Origin of the sequence: Microbacterium sp. Ld4, assembly GCF_045066555.1 — a bacterium.
Lineage (GTDB): Bacteria > Actinomycetota > Actinomycetes > Actinomycetales > Microbacteriaceae > Microbacterium.
Genome location: NZ_JBISHE010000009.1, coordinates 244,705 through 262,718, shown reverse-complemented (window position 1 = coordinate 262,718; position 18,014 = coordinate 244,705). Strand labels below are relative to the sequence as shown.

General features: G+C 68.3%; 17 protein-coding genes. 8 read left to right on the top strand and 9 right to left on the bottom strand.

What is annotated here, in order from left to right; all coding sequences use genetic code 11:
- Window positions 1–4: 4 nt before the first annotated feature.
- A complete protein-coding gene (gene tal / locus ACJJV7_RS05330; protein WP_405372714.1) occupies window positions 5–1,117 on the bottom strand; it encodes a transaldolase in 1,113 nt (370 codons plus the stop codon).
- Complete coding sequence (tkt, locus tag ACJJV7_RS05325; RefSeq protein WP_405372715.1) at window positions 1,114–3,195, bottom strand: transketolase; 2,082 nt, start codon at window positions 3,193–3,195, stop codon at window positions 1,114–1,116. Before tkt ends, tal begins: the two co-directional genes overlap by 4 nt.
- Window positions 3,196–3,396: 201 nt before the next feature.
- Here tkt and ACJJV7_RS05320 point away from each other — a divergent pair, with 201 nt between their 5' ends.
- On the top strand, window positions 3,397–4,365 hold the full coding sequence (locus tag ACJJV7_RS05320; protein WP_405372716.1) for a heme o synthase: 969 nt from the start codon (window positions 3,397–3,399) through the stop codon (window positions 4,363–4,365).
- Between the two features lie 73 nt (window positions 4,366–4,438).
- Here ACJJV7_RS05320 and ACJJV7_RS05315 read toward each other — a convergent pair whose 3' ends face one another.
- Both ACJJV7_RS05315 and ACJJV7_RS05310 read right to left on the bottom strand, forming a co-directional pair.
- Window positions 4,439–4,804 (bottom strand): dinucleotide-utilizing enzyme, encoded by a 366-nt coding sequence (locus ACJJV7_RS05315; RefSeq protein WP_405372717.1) that lies wholly within the window; start codon window positions 4,802–4,804, stop codon window positions 4,439–4,441.
- Window positions 4,805–4,889: 85 nt separating this feature from the next.
- Window positions 4,890–5,807, bottom strand: coding sequence for a COX15/CtaA family protein (locus tag ACJJV7_RS05310; protein ID WP_405372718.1), 918 nt, complete (start codon window positions 5,805–5,807; stop codon window positions 4,890–4,892).
- Window positions 5,808–6,028: 221 nt separating this feature from the next.
- Between ACJJV7_RS05310 and sufB the strand changes: the two genes are divergently transcribed.
- The 6 genes from sufB (at window position 6,029) to ACJJV7_RS05280 (ending at window position 11,372) form a co-directional block, all read left to right on the top strand.
- Window positions 6,029–7,447, top strand: a complete 1,419-nt coding sequence (sufB, locus tag ACJJV7_RS05305) for a Fe-S cluster assembly protein SufB (RefSeq protein ID WP_405372719.1) — start codon at window positions 6,029–6,031, stop codon at window positions 7,445–7,447.
- Window positions 7,447–8,646 (top strand): Fe-S cluster assembly protein SufD, encoded by a 1,200-nt coding sequence (gene sufD / locus ACJJV7_RS05300; RefSeq protein ID WP_405372720.1) that lies wholly within the window; start codon window positions 7,447–7,449, stop codon window positions 8,644–8,646. The genes sufB and sufD overlap by 1 nt, the downstream gene beginning before the upstream one ends.
- The gene (locus ACJJV7_RS05295; RefSeq protein ID WP_405372721.1) at window positions 8,643–8,972 is read left to right on the top strand and encodes a non-heme iron oxygenase ferredoxin subunit; all 330 of its coding nucleotides are present in this window, start codon (window positions 8,643–8,645) and stop codon (window positions 8,970–8,972) included. The genes sufD and ACJJV7_RS05295 overlap by 4 nt, the downstream gene beginning before the upstream one ends.
- A gap of 15 nt (window positions 8,973–8,987) precedes the next feature.
- Window positions 8,988–9,758: a Fe-S cluster assembly ATPase SufC gene (sufC, locus tag ACJJV7_RS05290; protein ID WP_405372722.1), complete on the top strand. Its 771-nt coding sequence runs from the start codon at window positions 8,988–8,990 to the stop codon at window positions 9,756–9,758.
- Between the two features lie 9 nt (window positions 9,759–9,767).
- Window positions 9,768–10,097, top strand: coding sequence for a metal-sulfur cluster assembly factor (locus ACJJV7_RS05285; RefSeq protein WP_405372723.1), 330 nt, complete (start codon window positions 9,768–9,770; stop codon window positions 10,095–10,097).
- A 63-nt stretch (window positions 10,098–10,160) separates the two neighbouring features.
- The gene (locus ACJJV7_RS05280; protein ID WP_405372724.1) at window positions 10,161–11,372 is read left to right on the top strand and encodes a MalY/PatB family protein; all 1,212 of its coding nucleotides are present in this window, start codon (window positions 10,161–10,163) and stop codon (window positions 11,370–11,372) included.
- Here the strand turns inward: ACJJV7_RS05280 and ACJJV7_RS05275 are convergent.
- The 5 genes from ACJJV7_RS05275 to ACJJV7_RS05255 are packed head-to-tail and all read right to left on the bottom strand — an operon-like array spanning window position 11,342 to window position 16,234.
- Window positions 11,342–12,247: a siderophore-interacting protein gene (locus ACJJV7_RS05275; RefSeq protein WP_405372725.1), complete on the bottom strand. Its 906-nt coding sequence runs from the start codon at window positions 12,245–12,247 to the stop codon at window positions 11,342–11,344. The two genes, ACJJV7_RS05280 and ACJJV7_RS05275, sit on opposite strands and share 31 nt — an antisense overlap.
- A gap of 16 nt (window positions 12,248–12,263) precedes the next feature.
- Window positions 12,264–13,079 carry an ABC transporter ATP-binding protein gene (locus ACJJV7_RS05270; protein WP_405372726.1) on the bottom strand — a complete coding sequence of 272 codons (816 nt, stop codon included), beginning with the start codon at window positions 13,077–13,079 and terminating at the stop codon, window positions 12,264–12,266.
- On the bottom strand, window positions 13,076–14,125 hold the full coding sequence (locus tag ACJJV7_RS05265; protein WP_405372727.1) for a FecCD family ABC transporter permease: 1,050 nt from the start codon (window positions 14,123–14,125) through the stop codon (window positions 13,076–13,078). Before ACJJV7_RS05265 ends, ACJJV7_RS05270 begins: the two co-directional genes overlap by 4 nt.
- Window positions 14,122–15,168, bottom strand: coding sequence for a FecCD family ABC transporter permease (locus ACJJV7_RS05260; protein WP_405372728.1), 1,047 nt, complete (start codon window positions 15,166–15,168; stop codon window positions 14,122–14,124). Before ACJJV7_RS05260 ends, ACJJV7_RS05265 begins: the two co-directional genes overlap by 4 nt.
- A gap of 25 nt (window positions 15,169–15,193) precedes the next feature.
- Complete coding sequence (locus ACJJV7_RS05255) at window positions 15,194–16,234, bottom strand: iron-siderophore ABC transporter substrate-binding protein (protein ID WP_405372729.1); 1,041 nt, start codon at window positions 16,232–16,234, stop codon at window positions 15,194–15,196.
- A 177-nt stretch (window positions 16,235–16,411) separates the two neighbouring features.
- Between ACJJV7_RS05255 and ACJJV7_RS05250 the strand changes: the two genes are divergently transcribed.
- Window positions 16,412–18,010 carry an ABC-F family ATP-binding cassette domain-containing protein gene (locus tag ACJJV7_RS05250; protein WP_405372730.1) on the top strand — a complete coding sequence of 533 codons (1,599 nt, stop codon included), beginning with the start codon at window positions 16,412–16,414 and terminating at the stop codon, window positions 18,008–18,010.
- Window positions 18,011–18,014 lie beyond the last annotated feature (4 nt).

Sequence of the window (18,014 nt, the reverse complement as noted above, 5' to 3'; positions counted from 1 at the left end):
CGGATCAGTGCGCGGCGTTCAGTGCCTCGCGGACAGTGCCCTGAAGGTCCTGCCATGACGCGATGAACTTCTCGACGCCCTCGTCCTCGAGCAACTGGGTCACCTCGACGAGATCGATGCCGACTGCGGCGAGCTGGTCGAACACCTCGTGTGCGTCGGCATACGCGCCGGTGATGGTGTCACCGGTGATCTCGCCGTGGTCGAAGGTCGCCTCGAGCGTCTTCTCCGGCATCGTGTTGACGGTGCCGGGTGCGACGAGCTCGGTGACGTACAGCGTGTCCGGCAGGGCCGGGTCCTTCACGCCGGTCGAGGCCCAGAGCGGACGCTGGACGTTCGCGCCGGACGAGAGCAGCTCGGTCGCGCGGGGCTCGGCGAAGGTCTTCTCGAAGAGTTCGTACGCCAGACGCGCATTCGCGAGCCCCGCCTTGCCCTTGAGCTCGGCGGCCTCATCGGATCCGATGGCGGCGAGACGCTTGTCGATCTCGGTGTCGACACGGCTGACGAAGAACGACGCGACCGAATGGATCTGCGACGCGTCGTGTCCGTTCGCCACTGCCCGACGGATGCCGGTCAGGTAGGCGTCGATCACGGCGGCGTAGCGCTCGAGGCTGAAGATGAGGGTTACGTTGACCGAGATCCCATCGGCGATGACGGCGCTGATGGCCGGGAGGCCGGCAAGGGTCGCCGGGATCTTGATGAGCGCGTTCGGGCGGTCGACCTTGGCCCACAGCTCCTTGGCCTGCGCGACGGTGGCGTCGGTGTCGTTGGCGAGGTCGGGCGAGACCTCGATCGACACCCGGCCGTCGACGCCGTTCGTGGCGTCGAACACCGGGCGGAACAGGTCCGCGGCGTCGCGCACGTCGGTGGTGGTGAGCTCGAAGATCGCCGTGTCGACGTCGGCGCCGTTCGCCGCGAGTGCGGCCAGGGGGGCGTCGTACGAGTTGTCGTGCTCGTTGCCGATGGCGGCCTGGAAGATCGACGGGTTGGTCGTCACGCCGACGACGTTCCGGGTCTCGATGAGCCCGGCGAGGTTGCCGGTGTCGATCCGCGATCGCGAGAGGTCGTCGAGCCAGATGCTGACGCCGGCGGCGGACAGGTCCTCAGTGGGGGTGCTCATGCGTTCTCCTTGACAGTTGCGCGGGCCGCTTCCACGACCGCCTCGGCGGTGACGCCGAACTTCTCGAACAGGGTCTTGTAGTCGGCGGACGCGCCGAAGTGGTCGATTCCGACGGTGCGGCCGGTGTCGCCGACGAGTCCTCGCCAGAGGCTGGTCGAACCCGCCTCGATCGAGACGCGGGCCTTGACCGCGGCGGGGATGACGGATTCGCGGTACGCGGCATCCTGCTCGGCGAACCATTCGAGGCTCGGAGCCGAGACGACGCGCGCGCCGATTCCCTCCTCTGCCAGAGCGGCCCGTGCGGCGACAGCGAGCTGGACCTCGGAGCCGGTGGCGATGAGGACGACGTCGGGCGTTCCCTCGGGAGCGTCGATGAGCACGTAGGCGCCCTTCGCGACGCCCGCCGTGGTGGCGAAGCCGTTCTCTCCGCGCGGGAACACCGAGATGTTCTGGCGCGTGAGGGCGATGCCCGACGGGCCGCCCTGACGGCGCAGGATCTCGAGCCACGCGGCAGCGGTCTCGTTCGCGTCCGCCGGCCGCACGACCGAGAAGTTCGGGATGAGGCGGAGCGTGGCGAGCTGCTCGATCGGCTGGTGCGTGGGACCGTCCTCGCCGAGGGCGACGGAGTCGTGCGTCCAGACGAACACCGACGGGATGTCCATCAGGGCGGCGAGACGGACGGCGGGACGCATGTAGTCGCTGAAGATCAGGAACGTGCCGCCGAACGGGCGGGTGGGCCCGTGCAGCTTGATGCCGTTGACGATCGCGCCCATCGCATGCTCACGGATGCCGAAGTGGAGCACGCGACCGTGCGGGTCGCCCGACCACTCGTGGGTCGACCACTCCGAGGGGAGGAAGCTCTTGGCGTCCTTGATCGTGGTCAGGTTCGACTCGGCCAGGTCGGCGGAGCCGCCCCACAGCTCGGGCAGTTCTGCAGCCAGCGCGTTGATGACGAGGCCCGACGCTGCTCGCGTGGAGACGTCCTTGCCTGCCTCGAACGTCGGGAGCGCGTCCTCGATGCCCTCGGGCAGCGCGGCGGACTCGAGGCGGTCGAGCAGCGCCTTCCGCTCGGGGTTCGCGGCGGCCCAGGCGTCGAATGCGGTCTGCCACTCGGCGCGGTCTGCCGCGGCGCGCTCGGCGAGGCCTCGCGTGTGGGCGATGACGTCGTCGGCGACGTCGAAGCTCTTGTCGGGATCGAACCCGAGCACGCTCTTCGTCGCGGCGAGCTCATCGGCCCCGAGTGCGGATCCGTGGATCTTGCCCGTGTTCTGCTTTCCGGGTGCCGGCCAGCCGATGATGGTCTTGACGACGATCAGCGAGGGACGGGTGGTCTCCGCCTTCGCGGCCTCGACCGCGCCGTGCAGAGCGGCGACGTCCTCGACGTACTCACCCGTCTTCTTCCAGTCGACCGTCTGGACGTGCCAGCCGTACGCCTCGTACCGGGCCTGCACGTCTTCGGTGAAGGCGACGTTGGTGTCGTCCTCGATCGAGATCTGGTTGGAGTCGTAGATCGCGATCAGGTTGCCGAGCTGCTGGTGTCCGGCGAGCGAGCTCGCCTCGGAGGTGACGCCCTCCTGGAGGTCGCCGTCGCCCGCGATCACGTAGACGTGGTGGTCGAACGGCGAGGTTCCGGCTGCGGCATCCGGGTCGAAGAGGCCGCGCTCGTAGCGGGCCGCGTAAGCGAAGCCGACCGCGGAGGCGAGGCCCTGGCCGAGCGGGCCGGTCGTGATCTCGACGCCCTTGGTGTGGCCGTACTCCGGGTGTCCGGGAGTGAGCGAGCCCCAGGTGCGGAGCGCCTTCAGGTCGTCGAGCTCGAGCCCGAACCCGCCGAGGTACAGCTGCACGTACTGGGTCAGTGACGAGTGGCCGACCGAGAGGATGAACCGGTCGCGACCGAGCCAGTCGGTGTCCGTCGGGTCATGGCGCAGCACGCGCTGGTAGAGCAGGTAGGCGACGGGCGCCAGGCTCATCGCTGTGCCGGGGTGGCCGTTGCCGACCTTCTCCACGGCATCCGCTGCCAATACTCGTGCGGTGTCAACCGCGCGCCGGTCGATCTCGTCCCATGCCAGTTCTGACACCTGGTGGCCTTTCGTCGGGGGATCGACGCGCACGGGGCCACGAGGGTCTCCTCGCCGCGTCGGAGATTTTCAGCATATCGATCCGGCCGATCGCGCGGGGCCGCAGGACCTTGTGTGACGTCGATGAGCCCTACGCCCACCGCGAACCCTTCGAATCGCGATGGCGTAGACTCGAAACGACGATCAACAGCGGTAGGGGCGATGGCAATCACGGAATCCGGCGGGCGCGCGAACGGGCAGACGACCTCCATCCGGGGCTCCGAGGGGGCCCCCGTCGAGTCGCCCCGATCCTCGGTCGGCCGTAAGATCCGTGCCTACGTGCAGCTGACCAAGCCCCGTGTTCTCGAGCTCCTCCTGGTCACGACCGTTCCCGTCATGTTCCTCGCCCAGCAGGGGCTGCCCGATCTCTGGCTCATCTTCGCCACCGTGGTCGGCGGAGCGATGAGCGCCGGATCCGCGGCGTCGTTCAACATGTACCTCGATCGCGACATCGACGCGCACATGAAGCGCACGAAGAACCGTCCGCTCGTCACGGGCGAGGTTTCCCCCCGAGGTGCGCTCGTCTTCTCATGGACGCTGGCGATCGCGTCCACCGTCTGGCTGTGGTTGCTGACGAACTGGGTCGCCGCGACGCTCAGCGCCGTCGCGATCTTCTTCTACGTCGTCATCTACACGATCCTGTTGAAGCGCCGGACCGAGCAGAACATCGTGTGGGGCGGGATCGCGGGATGCTTCCCCGTCGTCATCGGGTGGTCTGCCGTGACGGAATCGCTGACGTGGACGCCGCTCGTTCTCTTCCTGCTCGTCTTCCTCTGGACGCCGCCTCACTACTGGCCGCTGTCGATGAAGTACAAGGGCGACTACGCCGAGGTCGACGTCCCCATGCTGGGTGCGACCCGCAACGGTGCCCAGGTCGGTCTGCAGGTCATCCTCTACGCGTGGGCGACGTTCGCCAGTTCGCTCCTGCTGATCCCGGTCGCCCCGATGGGGCTCGTGTACACGGTGTCGGCGTTCGTCTTCGGCGGATGGTTCCTGTACGAGTCTCACGTCCTCTACTCCCGCGCGGTGCGCGGTGAGAAGGTTCAGCCCATGCGGGTCTTCCACGCCTCCATCACGTACCTGACACTGCTCTTCGTCGCCATCGCGGTCGACCCGCTGCTGCCGTTCTGAGCGTCCTCCGGGGGAGGGATGCCGCCACGCGGCGTCCGGCCCCGCCGGTCATCGGGGCCGGACGACCGCGAGGTCAGACGCTCGCGCGCTCGGGTGCGGAAGGCACCTCGATGTCAGGGTCCTCCAGCGACTCGATGGGGTCGATCTCCTCGGCCACGACAGCCGCAGCGGGCGATGCGGCCGCGAGCGACCGCAGTGCGCCCAGCGTCGCGGCGAGTGCCAGGCCGGTCGCGCCGACTCCGATCAGGATCGCGCCGAGCACGGCCCAGATCTGGCCGACGTAGACCTCGACGCCCGTTGCCGTCCCGGCGGTCAAGGCCGTCTCCATGACGCCGAGTCGGTCGACGAGCACGAATGCTCCGCCGCCGATCGATGCGAGGGAGCCGGCGATCAGCAGCCAGAACGGGATGCTGCGCGTGAGGCGGGGGCGGGTTGTCATCGGATCTCCTCCGTGTCGAGGTCGTCCCGTGATGAACGACCCGGGCCACTGTTCCGGGTCGACCCGGACGAGTCCGATGCTGGGCCTATGAGATCTCTATGCGCGCCGGGGTCTTCAGTCGCAGGATGACGACCGTCATCGCAGCTGCGGTCAGCGCTGCGAGGACCATGTGGATGCCGACGGCGAGTTCGGGAAGGCCGTTGCGGGCCTGATAGAGGCCGACGGCGATCTGCACGACCTCGACGGCGAGGAGCGCGGCGAACCACTGACGCGGTCGCAGCGAACGCGTCCAGGCGATGACGGTGAGGGCGACGGTGAGGGCGAGGAGGATGTAGCCCGGCCACGCGTGCACGTGCTCGAGGAACTCGGCGTCGAAGCCGTTGCGGCCCGATGCGGCGTCTCCCGAGTGGGGTCCGGCGCCGGTGGTGAGGACGCCGAAGGCGATCGTGACGGCGAGGACGGCCGTTGTGAGGTGGGTGAGACCGGCGAACCAGGCGGGCACGACGCGCGTGCGCGGACCGCCGGGTTCGTCCATGCGCACCAGGAATGCGGCGCAGACGCACACGAGGATGAGCGAGGCGACGTAGTGGAATCCGACGATGAAGGGGTTCAGGCCGGTGAGCACCGTGACGCCGCCCACGAGCGCCTGCGCGACGACGCCGCCGAGGACCACGAGGCTGAGGACGAAGAGGTCGCGCCGGGTGCGGCGCAGGCGCCAGACGAGCACCACGACCGCCAGCGCGAGAATGCCGACGAGCCCCGTGAGGGTGCGATTGCCGAACTCGATGATCCCGTGGATCCCCATCTCGGGCGTCGCGACGAGGGACTCCGGAGTACATGTGGGCCAGGTCGGGCATCCGAGCCCCGATCCGGTGAGCCGGACTGCCCCGCCGGTCGCGATGATGAGGGTCTCCGCCACGAAAGACATCCATGCGAGGACTCGGAGCAGGCGCGACGCGCGCACGGCGGTCGGTGAGTCGACGGGGGACTCGGTGATGAGCATGGGGGTCGCCTCCGGGCGGGGTCGGCACGCCGCAAGGGGTGGCTGTGCCTGTAGAATGGCGGGGTAGGCGAGAGCGACGCAGGTCGCGGCTCGCATCACAATTCTAGGCGCGGTCACGTGCCGGAAGCGGCCCAGCCAGCGACAACCCCCTCACGCACTCCTCGTGAGATCGGAATTGTCGGAGCGGATGACACCGCCCGGGCCTATGAGGAGGAAATGTCATGTCGGATGTGCTGATCGACCGTCCCGAGCTCGAAGGCCTGGGGGTGTACGAATTCGGATGGCACGATGCCGATGCCGCCGGCGCTGTCGCGCAGCGAGGCATCAACGAAGACGTCGTCCGCGGGATCTCCGCCCTCAAGAACGAACCCGAGTGGATGCTCAAGACCCGCTTGAAGGGCTACCAGCTCTTCGGCCGCAAGCCGATGCCGACGTGGGGCGCTGACCTTTCCGGCATCGACTTCGACAACATCAAGTACTTCGTCCGTTCCACGGAGAAGCAGGCCCAGACGTGGGAGGACCTCCCCGAGGAGATCCGCAACACCTACGAGAAGCTCGGCATCCCCGAGGCTGAGCGCCAGCGCCTCGTCGCGGGAGTCGCGGCCCAGTACGAGTCCGAGGTCGTCTACCACCAGATCCGCGAGGACCTGGAGCAGCAGGGCGTCATCTTCATGGACACCGACACGGCCCTCCGTGAGCACCCGGAGTTCTTCGACGAGTACTTCGGCACGGTGATCCCGGCCGGCGACAACAAGTTCGCCGCGCTGAACACCGCGGTGTGGTCGGGTGGATCGTTCGTCTACGTCCCCAAGGGCGTGCACGTCGAGATCCCGCTGCAGGCGTACTTCCGGATCAATACCGAGAACATGGGCCAGTTCGAGCGGACCCTGATCATCGCCGACGAGGACAGCTACGTCCACTACATCGAGGGCTGCACGGCGCCGATCTACAAGAGCGATTCGCTCCACTCGGCCGTTGTCGAGATCATCGTGAAGAAGAACGCCCGCGTTCGGTACACAACGATCCAGAACTGGTCGAACAACGTCTACAACCTCGTCACCAAGCGTGCGGTCGCTCACGAGGGCGCCACGATGGAATGGGTCGACGGAAACATCGGATCAAAGGTCACGATGAAGTACCCGTCGATCTACCTCATGGGTGAGCACGCCAAGGGCGAGACGCTCTCGGTCGCCTTCGCCGGTCCCGGTCAGCACCAGGACGCCGGCGCGAAGATGATCCACATGGCGCCGTACACGCAGTCGTCGATCGTCTCGAAGTCGATCGCTCGCGGCGGCGGAAGGGCGGGCTACCGCGGTGAAGTGCGCGTCGATGCGAACGCTCACCACTCCGCCAACACGGTTCGCTGCGACGCGCTCCTCGTCGACACGATCTCGCGCTCCGACACCTACCCGGCGATCGACATCCGTGTCGACGACGTGCAGCTCGGGCATGAGGCGACGGTCTCCAAGGTGAGCGAGGAGCAGCTCTTCTACCTGATGAGCCGTGGCCTGCCCGAAGACGAGGCCATGGCGATGATCGTCCGTGGCTTCATCGAGCCGATCGCCCGCGAACTGCCCATGGAGTACGCCCTCGAGCTCAACAAGCTCATCGAGATGGGCATGGAAGGATCCGTCGGCTGATGACGACTGCGACACAGGCCCCCGTCGACGACGAGAAGGGCCACATCGACCCTGCATCCGCTCTCGTCGGGCGCGCACCGGTGCCGATTCAGACGCGATCCGGACGGCCGTGGTCGTTCGACCCCGCCGACTTCGCGACCCCCACCGGACGCGAGGTCAACTGGAAGCACACCCCCGTTGACCGCGTGAAGTCGCTGCTGGTCAACGAGGAAGCTCCTCACGACGTCATCGGCGTCGAGGTCATCGCTCCCGACGTGGTCGTGCAGCGCCGCCTGGCGAAGGGCGAAGCGCCGCGCGGTGAGGTCTTCCGGCCCGAGGATCTGCCGAGCGCGATCGCCTGGGAGCAGGAGTCCGACTCGCCGCTGGTCAGCATCCCGGCAGGAGTCGAGCTCGACGAGCCGGTCTACATCCGGCTCACCGGTCGCGGCGGCGTCGCGCACGCGCACGTCGTCCTCGAGGCGCAGCCGAACTCGCGCGGCACGGTCGTCCTCCGTCACGAGGGAACCGCGGAGCAGTCGCAGAACGTCGAGATCATCGTCCGCGACGGCGCGTCCCTGACTGTCATCTCGGTGCAGCGCTGGGACGACGACGCCGTGCACCTCTCGGCGCACCAGGCGCGTGTCGATCGTGACGCGACCCTGACGCACATCGTGGCGAGCCTCGGCGGCGGCGTCGTCCGGGTGAACCCGTCGGTCGAGCTCTCCGGATCGGGGGCGCAGGGCAAGCTCTACGGCCTCGCTTTCGCCGATGCCGGACAGCACCTCGAGAGCCAGGTGTACCTGCATCACAAGGGTCCCCACACGAAGGGTGACGTCCTTTACAAGGGCGCCCTGCAGGGCGAGAGTGCCCGTAGCGTCTGGATCGGCGACGTGCTGATCGGACCGGATGCCGTCGGCACCGACTCCTACGAGGCCAACCGCAACCTCGTCCTCACCGACGGGGCACGCGCGGATTCGATCCCGAACCTCGAGATCGAGACCGGCGACATCGCCGGCGCCGGTCACGCGAGTGCGACGGGTCGCTTCGACGACGAGCAGCTCTTCTACCTGCAGGCGCGCGGCATCCCCGAGGATGAGGCACGGCGTCTCGTCGTGATCGGGTTCCTCGCCGAGATCGTCCAGAAGATCGGCATCCCCTCCCTCAAGGAGGAGTTCACCGCCGCCATCGAGGCCGAGCTCGCCAGCGGGGCGGCTTCGTGAGCGCGCAGAAAGTGCTCCAGATGAGCGACCTCACGCAGGATGCCGCTGTGCGCGTCGAGATCGGCGGCGTGGCGATGGCCGTCGTCCTCGATGCCCAGGGCGAGGTGCACGCGATCGGAGACACCTGCACCCACGGCGACATCTCGCTCGCCGACGGATTCGTCGAGGGTGACTCGCTGGAGTGCTGGGCCCACGGCTCCGCGTTCTCGCTCCGCACCGGACGCCCCCTGAACCTCCCGGCCTACGAGCCGGTGCCCGTTTATGAGGTCACGATCGACGGCGATGACATTCTCATCGACCCGTCGGTGACCAAAGCAGTGAACTGAAGAAAGAAGACTGACATGTCTGTCCTCGAGATCCGCGACCTGCACGTGACGGTCGAGACCGAAGCCGGTGAGACGCCGATCCTCAACGGTGTGACGCTCACCATCCGCACCGGCGAGACGCACGCCATCATGGGCCCCAACGGCTCCGGCAAGTCGACGCTGGCCTACACGATCGCCGGCCACCCCAAGTACACCGTCACGAGCGGCTCGATCACCCTCGACGGTGACGACGTCCTCGCGATGACCGTCGACGAGCGGGCGCGTGCGGGCCTGTTCCTCGCGATGCAGTACCCGGTCGAGATCCCCGGCATCACGGTCACCAACTTCCTCCGCACCGCGAAGACGGCCGTCGACGGTCAGGCGCCGTCGATCCGCGCCTGGACGAAGGACGTCAAGTCCGCGATGCAGAACCTCCGCATGGACCCGAAGTTCGCGGCACGCAATGTGAACGAGGGCTTCTCCGGCGGCGAGAAGAAGCGGCACGAGATCCTTCAGCTCGAGCTTCTCCAGCCGAAGATCGCCGTGCTCGACGAGACCGATTCGGGACTCGACGTCGACGCACTGAAGATCGTGTCCGAGGGGGTCAACCGCGCGAAGGAGCAGTCCGATATGGGCGTGCTGCTGATCACGCACTACACGCGCATCCTCCGCTACATCACTCCCGACTTCGTCCACGTTCTCGTGAACGGCCGCGTCGCGGAAGAGGGCGGTCCCGAACTGGCCGCCCGCCTCGAGGATGAGGGATACGACCGTTTCCTCGCCCCCGCAGGCACGGACCAGGCCTAGGATCGTCGCATGCCCGAGACGCTTGCACCGGAGAAGTACGACGAGGTCACCGAAGCGCTGAAGGACGTCATGGATCCCGAGCTCGGGATCAATGTCGTCGATCTCGGCCTGATCTACGACCTCGGCTGGGATGACGAGAACGACGCCCTGGTGATCCACATGACGCTCACGTCTGCCGGGTGCCCGCTGACCGATGTGCTCGAAGAGCAGACCGGTCAGGCACTGGACAACGTCGTCGACCGGTTCCGCATCAACTGGGTGTGGATGCCGCCGTGGGGTCCCGAGAAGATCACCGATGACGGACGCGACATGATGCGCGCGCTCGGCTTCGCCATCTGACGCCGTACGTCACGGAAGGTCACGCAGGCGGCATCCGTCGGCGCGATCCATAGTGTGGGTCGGGTGACCGCAGCTCCGCTCGACGCCCTCCCGTGGGAGATCCTCCGGCAACGCTCCAGCACGAAGTGGCGTTCGTATCCGGACGATGTCATTCCGATGTTCGTCGCGGAGACGGACTTCCCGCTCGCCCCGCCGATCACCGCCGCACTCCGCCACGCGGTTGAGATCGGCGACACCGGTTACACGCCGCCGCAACCGGGAGTCGGGGAAGCATTCGTCGGCTTCGCCGCTCGGCGCTGGCGATGGGACATCGATCCCGAACGCCTGCGGTGGACGGGCGACGTCATGATGGGCGTCGTGGAGCTCCTCCGTGCGACGGTCGCGGCGGGGGAGCGGGTCATCGTGACGCCGCCGGTCTACCCGCCGTTCTTCGACACCGTCCGTGAAGCCGGGGCCGTGGTCGAGGAGGTGCCGCTCCTCGACACGGGGACGGCCTGGAGACTCGACCTCGATGGGATCGACGCCGCCTTCGCATCGGGGGCGCGCGCGCTTCTGCTCTGCAACCCGCACAATCCGACCGGCACCTCCCACACCAGGGGAGAGCTCGAACGCCTCGCGGACATCGCGGCGCATCACGGCGCGGTCGTGATCAGCGACGAGATCCACGGGCCGCTGTCGGCAGCCGCGACGCCGTTCGTGCCGTTCCTCAGCGTCTCCCGTCACGCCGCGCAGGTCGGACTCGCCGTGACGAGCGCGTCGAAGGCGTACAACCTCGCGGGGCTCAAGTGCGCCATCATGGTGGCGGCGACCGAGGACAACGCCGCCGTCCTCCGCGGGCTCCCGTGGGAGGTCGAGTGGCGTACCGGACTGTTCGGCGCCCTCACGAGCATCGCGGCGTTCTCGCCGGAATCCGATGAGTGGCTGGACGGGCTGATCGCGAGGCTCGACGTCAACCGGCGGCTGCTCGCCGAGCTGCTCGGGCAGCATCTGCCGCACGCGCGCTATCGGATACCGGATGCCGGCTTCCTCGCGTGGATCGACGTCTCCGCCTACGACTGGGGAATCGACCCGGCCGACGCGATCCGCGAAGGCGCCGGCGTCGCGCTCCATCATGGCCCGTTCTTCGGCACCGAAGGCGCGGGCCACGTGCGCCTCAATTTCGGCTGCAGTCCCGACATCCTGCGAGAGGCGGTCGAGCGGATCGGGCGGTTCGCGAGGGGAGACGCCTCACGGGCGTCAACGGATCAGTTCTCCGCGCGTCCCAGTCGCCAGTAGCCCATGAAGGCGACGGCCCGGCGGTCGACCCCGACCTCGCCGACCAGGTGACGGCGGAGCGCCTTGATGGCGGATGCCTCGCCGGCCAGCCATGCGTACAGCGGAGCGCGCTTGAGCGCGGCGCCGCCCTTCGCCGTCCGCGGGACCTCCCACAGAATGTCGGTGTCGACGTCGATCTCCTCGACCTCGGCGCCGATCCCCTCGGGCGCGAGAAGGTGCGCAGCGGCCTCCACTGCGGAGATCAGGTGCGCATGCCGGTCGTGCTCACCTCCACGGGCAGCTGTGACGAGGTCGAATCCGGGATGCGTCGGCAGGTAGGCGACATCGCCCGGATGCGGCACCTCGAGCACGACGGTGCCGCGAGCATCGGGCGGGAGCTGCTCGAGGATGCGGGCGATCGCGGGAGCGGCCGTCTCGTCACCGGCGAGGAGGATGGCGTCGGTGTGCGCGGGAGGAACGAAATCGATGCCGTAGTTCACCCCGGTGTGGGCGGTGGTCGGAGCGAGGATCAGCACTTCGTCACCGACGCGGGCCTCCGCGATCCACGCGGATGCCGGTCCGCTGACGTCGTGAGCGACCATGTCGATGTCCACTTCGCGGGCGTCACTGCGCACTGCACGTGTCGTGTACGTGCGCATGACGGGACGGGTCTCATCGGGCATCTCGCGCCACCGGTCGTACCAGTCCTCCCCGGTCGGCATGGCGTCGAGGGAGGCGGTCGCGGTCGGGAAGAGGACCTTGACCCGCTGGTCGAATCCCGGATCGCCGTAGCTGCCGAGCATGTCGTCGCGGAAGGTGAAGCGACGGAAGCTCGGGGTCACGTCGGTGACGGCGGCGACAGGGGCGCGGAAGAAGCTCATCGTTGCGGCAGACATGGGTGTGGCTCCGGATTCAGAGGGTCGGCGCAGCGGGCACGTGGTGGCGCCCGATGGGAAGGACGAGGGGACGCCCGGTGAGGGGATCCGCGATCACGCGGTTCTCCATACCGAAGACGTCCCGGACGGTGTCGGCGGTGAGGACCTCGCTCGGGTCCCCGGCAGCGTACAGGCGGCCGTTCGCCATCGCGACGAGGTGGTCGGCGTAGCGTGCCGCGAGGTTGAGGTCGTGGAGGACCATGACGATCGTCGTGCCCCGGGTCTTGTTCAGATCGGTGAGCAGGTCGAGGACGTCGATCTGGTGGCTGACGTCGAGGAAGGTCGTCGGCTCATCGAGCAGCAGCACGTCGGTCTGCTGAGCGAGCGCCATTGCGATCCAGACGCGCTGACGCTGACCCCCCGAGAGCTCATCGACGGCGCGGTCGGCGATCCCGACGGTGTCGGTCGCCTCGAGGGCGGCGGCGATGGCGGCGTCGTCTGCGGCCGTCCATCGCGCGAGGGGGCCGTGGTGCGGTGTGCGTCCCCGGCTGACCAGGTCGGAGACCACGATGCCCTCGGGGGCGATCGGCGACTGGGGGAGGAGACCGAGGTCTCTCGCCACCTGCTTCGTCGGGAGACGGTGGATGTCCTTGCCGTCGAGCAGCACCTGCCCGGCTTTCGGCGACTGCAGGCGCGCCATCGACTTCAGCAGCGTGGATTTGCCGCAGGCGTTGGCGCCCACGATCGCGGTGATGCGCCCGGCGGGGACCTCCAGGTCGAGGTCGTCGACGATGATGCGGTCGCCGTATCCGAGGCGGACCCCGACGGCGTTCAGCGTGCGGTTCGCGGTCATAGCGAGCCTCCCGAGCGGTTGCTGCGGATGAGCAGGAAGATGAGATATGGAGCGCCCAGGACACCGGTCACGACGCCCACGGGCAAGCGGATGCCGAGCAGGTACTGCCCGGTGATGTCCGCAGCCAGGACGAGGAGGCCGCCGAACAGGCCCGCCGCGAGGACGGGCGATCCGACGGGACCCAGCATCCGTGCGGCGATGGGGCCGGCGAGGAACGCCACGAAGGAGATCGGCCCTGCGGCGGCGGTCGCGAAGGCGAGGAGGACGACGGCGGCGATGATGAGCAGGACCCGTCGCCGCTCGACCGGGACGCCGAGCCCGGCGGCAGCGTCGTCTCCCAGCCGCATCAGCTCGAGGTCGCGTGTGAGCCACAGGAGAGCGGGCACGGCGATGAGCATCACCAGGGCGAGCGGGGCTGCCTGATCCCACGAGCTGCCGTTGAGGTTGCCGGTGATCCACCGCATCGCCGCCTGGAGGTCCCACTCGGCCGCGCGCGAGAGGACGTAGGCCACGACGCTGTTGAAGATCGCTGCGACGCCGATTCCGATCAGGATGAACCGCGCACCCGCGCCGCCGTCCTTGTACGCCAGCAGGTAGATGGTGAGTGCGGTCACCAGCGCCGCCAGGGTGGCGACGAGGGACACGGCGGTCTCCCCGAGGGACAGGAAGACGATTCCGATCACCGCGGCAGCACTTGCGCCGGCGTTGATGCCGATGATGTCGGGGCTCGCGAGGGGGTTGCGGAGCATGGTCTGGAAGACGGCACCGCCCATCCCGAAGCACACGCCGGTGAGCAGGGCCACGGTCGACCGGGGGAGGCGGAGCTCGCCCACGGTGAACGACGCCCCGGGAACGGTCTGTCCCACGATGACGCCCCAGACCTCGGCCGGCGTGTAGAAGGTCTGGCCCACCATCAGCGACACCGCGTAGAGCACGAGCAGGCCCAGGGAGAGGCCGCCGACCACGGCGACGCGCCGACGGGTGCGACGACGACGGCCGGCGACGACGGCGGCGACGGTGCGCTCGGACGGGATCAGGGCGGTCACAGCGCTCGCATCCTCTGACGCCTGACGATCGCGATGAAGAAGGGGGCGCCGATCAGTGCGGTCACGACGCCGACCTCGACCTCTTGGGGACGGGCGATGACCCGGCCGACGACATCGGCGACCGTCAGGAGCCCGGCGCCGACGAGGGCCGTGACCGGGAGGAGCCAACGGTGGTCCGGGCCCACGATGAGACGGCAGACGTGGGGGACGATGAGGCCGACGAATCCGATCGGTCCCGCGACGGCGGTCGCTGCTCCGCACAGGATGACGGCGCCGAGGGCCGAGGTCAGCCGGGCGACCATGATGCGTTCGCCGAGTCCTGCGGCGAGCTCGTCGCCCAGGGCGAGCGAGTTGAGCGCCGTGCTCGAGGCCAGGCAGATGAGGGCGCCGATGACCAGGAAGGGGAGGACGAGCATGATCTTGTCGATCGTCGCGCCGCCCACGCCACCGATCTGCCAGAACCGGAAGACGCTCATGACGTCGATGCGGGGGAGCAGGATCGCGCTGATCAGAGACGTGAAGGCGACCGCGGTCGCAGCTCCGGCGAGGGCCAGCTTCAACGGGCTGGCGCCGCCCCGGCCGAGCGAGCCGATCGTGTAGACGAACACCGCGGCGACGGCAGCGCCGAGCATGGCCAGCCAGATGTAGCCGAAGGCGCTCGTCACGCCGAAGAAGGCGAGGCCGATGACCACCGCGAGCGACGCGCCGCCGTTGATGCCGAGGATCTGCGGGTCGGCGAGCGGATTGCGGGTCACCCCCTGCATGACGGTGCCCGCCATCGCGAGAGCGGCCCCGACGAGGAGCGCGAGGATCGTGCGGGGAACTCTGCGAGCGACCGCAGCCGCTGACGTCGAGTCGATGTCGCCCGTCAGGCCGGCGATGATGTCGGCCGGTGCGACCGATCGCGTTCCGAAGGTCACCGAGACGACGGCCGCGATGATCACGAGCACCACGAGGACGCCGAGCGCCACGACGCGCCGCCGCGAGTCGCGTCGGGGAGACGCGGTCGCGGCGGCGGGCTCGGTGGAGAGTGCGGTTGTCACGGCATCCGGTTCGGGAGAGGCCTGATCACTCGGCGATCTTGGCGGCAGCAGCGCCGAGCTCGTCGATGTACTCCGCGGTGAGCGGGTCGGTGATCGAGAGCGGGCTCGGGTTCGCGGCGGCGGCGAGCGGTGCGTTCGAGGCCGGAAGGACGACGACGGCGCCGGACTGGACGGCCGGGATGCGGGAGAGGAGCGGGTCGGCCTTCATCGCGTCGACGGTCGTGTCGTCGCCGTAGGTGACGAGCAGCTGGAGGTCGTCGAACTGCTCGATCTCCTCGGTGCTGTTCGTGATCCAGAACTCCGATGACGTCTCGGACTGATCCACGACGGCCTTCGGAGCGGTCAGGCCCAGGTCTTCGAGGAAGAGTGCGCGGGGGTCCTCGAGCGAGTAGAACCCGATCTGGCTGAGGTCGGTCGCGTCGAACGAGCTGAACATCGACGTCTTGCCGTCGAGGGCGGGGTACTCGGACGTCATCTCGCCGAGGGTTCCCGTCAGGTCTTCGACGAGCGCCTCGGCTTCGTCCTTCAGCCCCAGGGCGGTGCCGTTGATGATGGTGAGGTCCTGCCAGGTGGTTCCCCAGGCGACGTCGGGGTACGCGACGACGGGGGCGATCTTGCTGAGGGTTTTGTAGTCGTCCTCGTTCATGCCCGAGTACGCCGCGAGGATGACATCGGGGTTCGAGTCGGCGACGGCTTCGAAGTCGATGCCCTCGGCCTCGTCGAAGAGGGTGGGCGTCTCGGCGCCCATCTCGGCGAGCTTCGCCTCGACCCACGGGAGCACGCCGTCGCCGTCATCGTCGCCCCACGTGACGGCGGGCATGCCGACCGGCACGACGCCGAGAGCGAGGGCGGCCTCCTGGTTGCCCCACGACACGGTCGCGACGCGCTCCGGCTTTGCCGGGATCTCGGTCGTACCGAAGGCGTGCGTGATCGTGACGGGGAAGGCGCCGGAATCACCGGTTCCACCGGCGGGCGTCGAGCCCTCGGGGGCGGTGCTCGTGGCGCAACCGGTGAGGACGAGGAGGGATGCCGCCGCGAGAGCGGCGACAGCGCGAATGCGAGGCACAGGGGCTCCAAAATCGAAGTTTAGGGTCGCCTAACCTTACATCGACCGCAGGGGTTCGCGAAAACCGCGACGCCCGCTGCGCGGGGATTGCGGGGATCCGCCTCCCAGGGAGCGCGTTCTATACTGGGGGTTTGGCCGCTCGGCCGATCCCCCCCCCACGAAGAACGGACGTCTGCTGTGCTCGCCGTGCACGATCTCGAGATCCGCGTTGGCGCTCGCACGCTCATGTCCGACGTCTCCTTCCGGGTGTCGCCCGGCGACAAGATCGGCCTGGTCGGCCGTAACGGCGCGGGCAAGACCACCCTCACGAAGGTCCTGGCGGGAGATCTGATGCCGGCGGACGGCAAGGTCGACAAGTCGGGTGAGCTCGGGTACCTCCCGCAGGATCCCCGCACCGGCGACCCGGAGATGCTCGCGCGCACCCGCATCCTCGACGCACGAGGGCTCGGGTCCCTCGTCATCGGCATGCGCGAGACGGCGGACGACATGGCGTCGGAGGACGCCGCCGTCGCCGAGCGCGCCATGCGGAAGTACGGCAACCTCACCGAGCGGTTCGAAGCTCTCGGCGGGTACGCGGCTGAAGCCGAGGCGGCATCCATCGCCCACAACCTGTCGCTGCCGGACCGCATCCTCGATCAGCCCCTGAAGACCCTGTCGGGTGGTCAGCGTCGACGCATCGAGCTCGCCCGCATCCTCTTCTCCGACGCCCAGACGATGATCCTCGACGAGCCGACGAACCACCTCGACGCCGACAGCGTCGTGTGGCTCCGCGAGTTCCTCAAGGGATACAAGGGCGGCCTCATCGTCATCAGCCACGACATCGAGCTCGTCGGCGAGACGGTGAACCGCGTCTTCTACCTCGACGCGATGCGCCAGGCGATCGACGTCTACAACATGAACTGGAAGAACTATCTGCGCCAGCGCGCGGCCGACGAGGAACGCCGCCGCAAGGAGCGGGCGAACGCCGAGAAGAAGGCCACCGCCCTCCAGCAGCAGGCCGCCCGATTCGGCGCGAAGGCGAGCAAGGCCGCCGCGGCCCACCAGATGGTCGCCCGTGCCGAGAAGCTCCTCGCCGGTCTCGACGACGTGCGTCAGGAAGACCGGGTCGCGAAACTCCGGTTCCCGAAGCCGGCACCCTGCGGCAAGACGCCGCTCATGGGCAAGAACCTTTCGAAGTCGTACGGGTCGCTCGAGATCTTCGCCGGAGTCGACCTCGCGATCGACCGCGGCTCCAAGGTCGTCGTCCTCGGCCTCAACGGCGCGGGCAAGACGACCCTCCTACGGATCCTGGCCGGAGTGGACAAGGCGGACACCGGTGTCATCGAGCCGGGGCACGGGCTGAAGATCGGTTATTACGCCCAGGAGCACGAGAACCTCGACGTCAGCCGGTCGGTGCTCGACAACATGATGTCCGCGGCGCCCGACATCACGGCGACCGAAGCACGGAAGGTGCTCGGCTCATTCCTGTTCACGGGTGATGACGTGCTCAAGCCGGCGGGGGTGCTCTCCGGCGGCGAGAAGACGCGCCTGTCGCTGGCCACCCTCGTGGTGTCGTCGGCCAACATGCTGCTGCTCGACGAGCCCACGAACAACCTCGACCCGGCGTCGCGCCTCGAGATCCTCGATGCACTCGCGCACTATGAGGGAGCGGTCGTGCTCGTCTCGCACGACGAGGGAGCAGTCCAGTCGCTCAACCCGGAGCGGGTCCTCATCCTCCCCGACGGCGTCGAGGACATCTGGGGTCGCGACTACATCGACCTCATCACCCTCGCCTGAGCCC

Bases quoted from the DNA above. Each gene is read 5' to 3' on its own strand.
- tal (WP_405372714.1), bottom strand. From the start codon at position 1,117: ATGAGCACCCCCACTGAGGACCTGTCCGCCGCCGGCGTCAGCATCTGG.
- ACJJV7_RS05320 (WP_405372716.1), top strand. From the start codon at position 3,397: ATGGCAATCACGGAATCCGGCGGGCGCGCGAACGGGCAGACGACCTCC.
- ACJJV7_RS05315 (WP_405372717.1), bottom strand. From the start codon at position 4,804: ATGACAACCCGCCCCCGCCTCACGCGCAGCATCCCGTTCTGGCTGCTG.
- ACJJV7_RS05310 (WP_405372718.1), bottom strand. From the start codon at position 5,807: ATGCTCATCACCGAGTCCCCCGTCGACTCACCGACCGCCGTGCGCGCG.
- sufB (WP_405372719.1), top strand. From the start codon at position 6,029: ATGTCGGATGTGCTGATCGACCGTCCCGAGCTCGAAGGCCTGGGGGTG.
- sufD (WP_405372720.1), top strand. From the start codon at position 7,447: ATGACGACTGCGACACAGGCCCCCGTCGACGACGAGAAGGGCCACATC.
- sufC (WP_405372722.1), top strand. From the start codon at position 8,988: ATGTCTGTCCTCGAGATCCGCGACCTGCACGTGACGGTCGAGACCGAA.
- ACJJV7_RS05285 (WP_405372723.1), top strand. From the start codon at position 9,768: ATGCCCGAGACGCTTGCACCGGAGAAGTACGACGAGGTCACCGAAGCG.
- ACJJV7_RS05275 (WP_405372725.1), bottom strand. From the start codon at position 12,247: ATGTCTGCCGCAACGATGAGCTTCTTCCGCGCCCCTGTCGCCGCCGTC.
- ACJJV7_RS05270 (WP_405372726.1), bottom strand. From the start codon at position 13,079: ATGACCGCGAACCGCACGCTGAACGCCGTCGGGGTCCGCCTCGGATAC.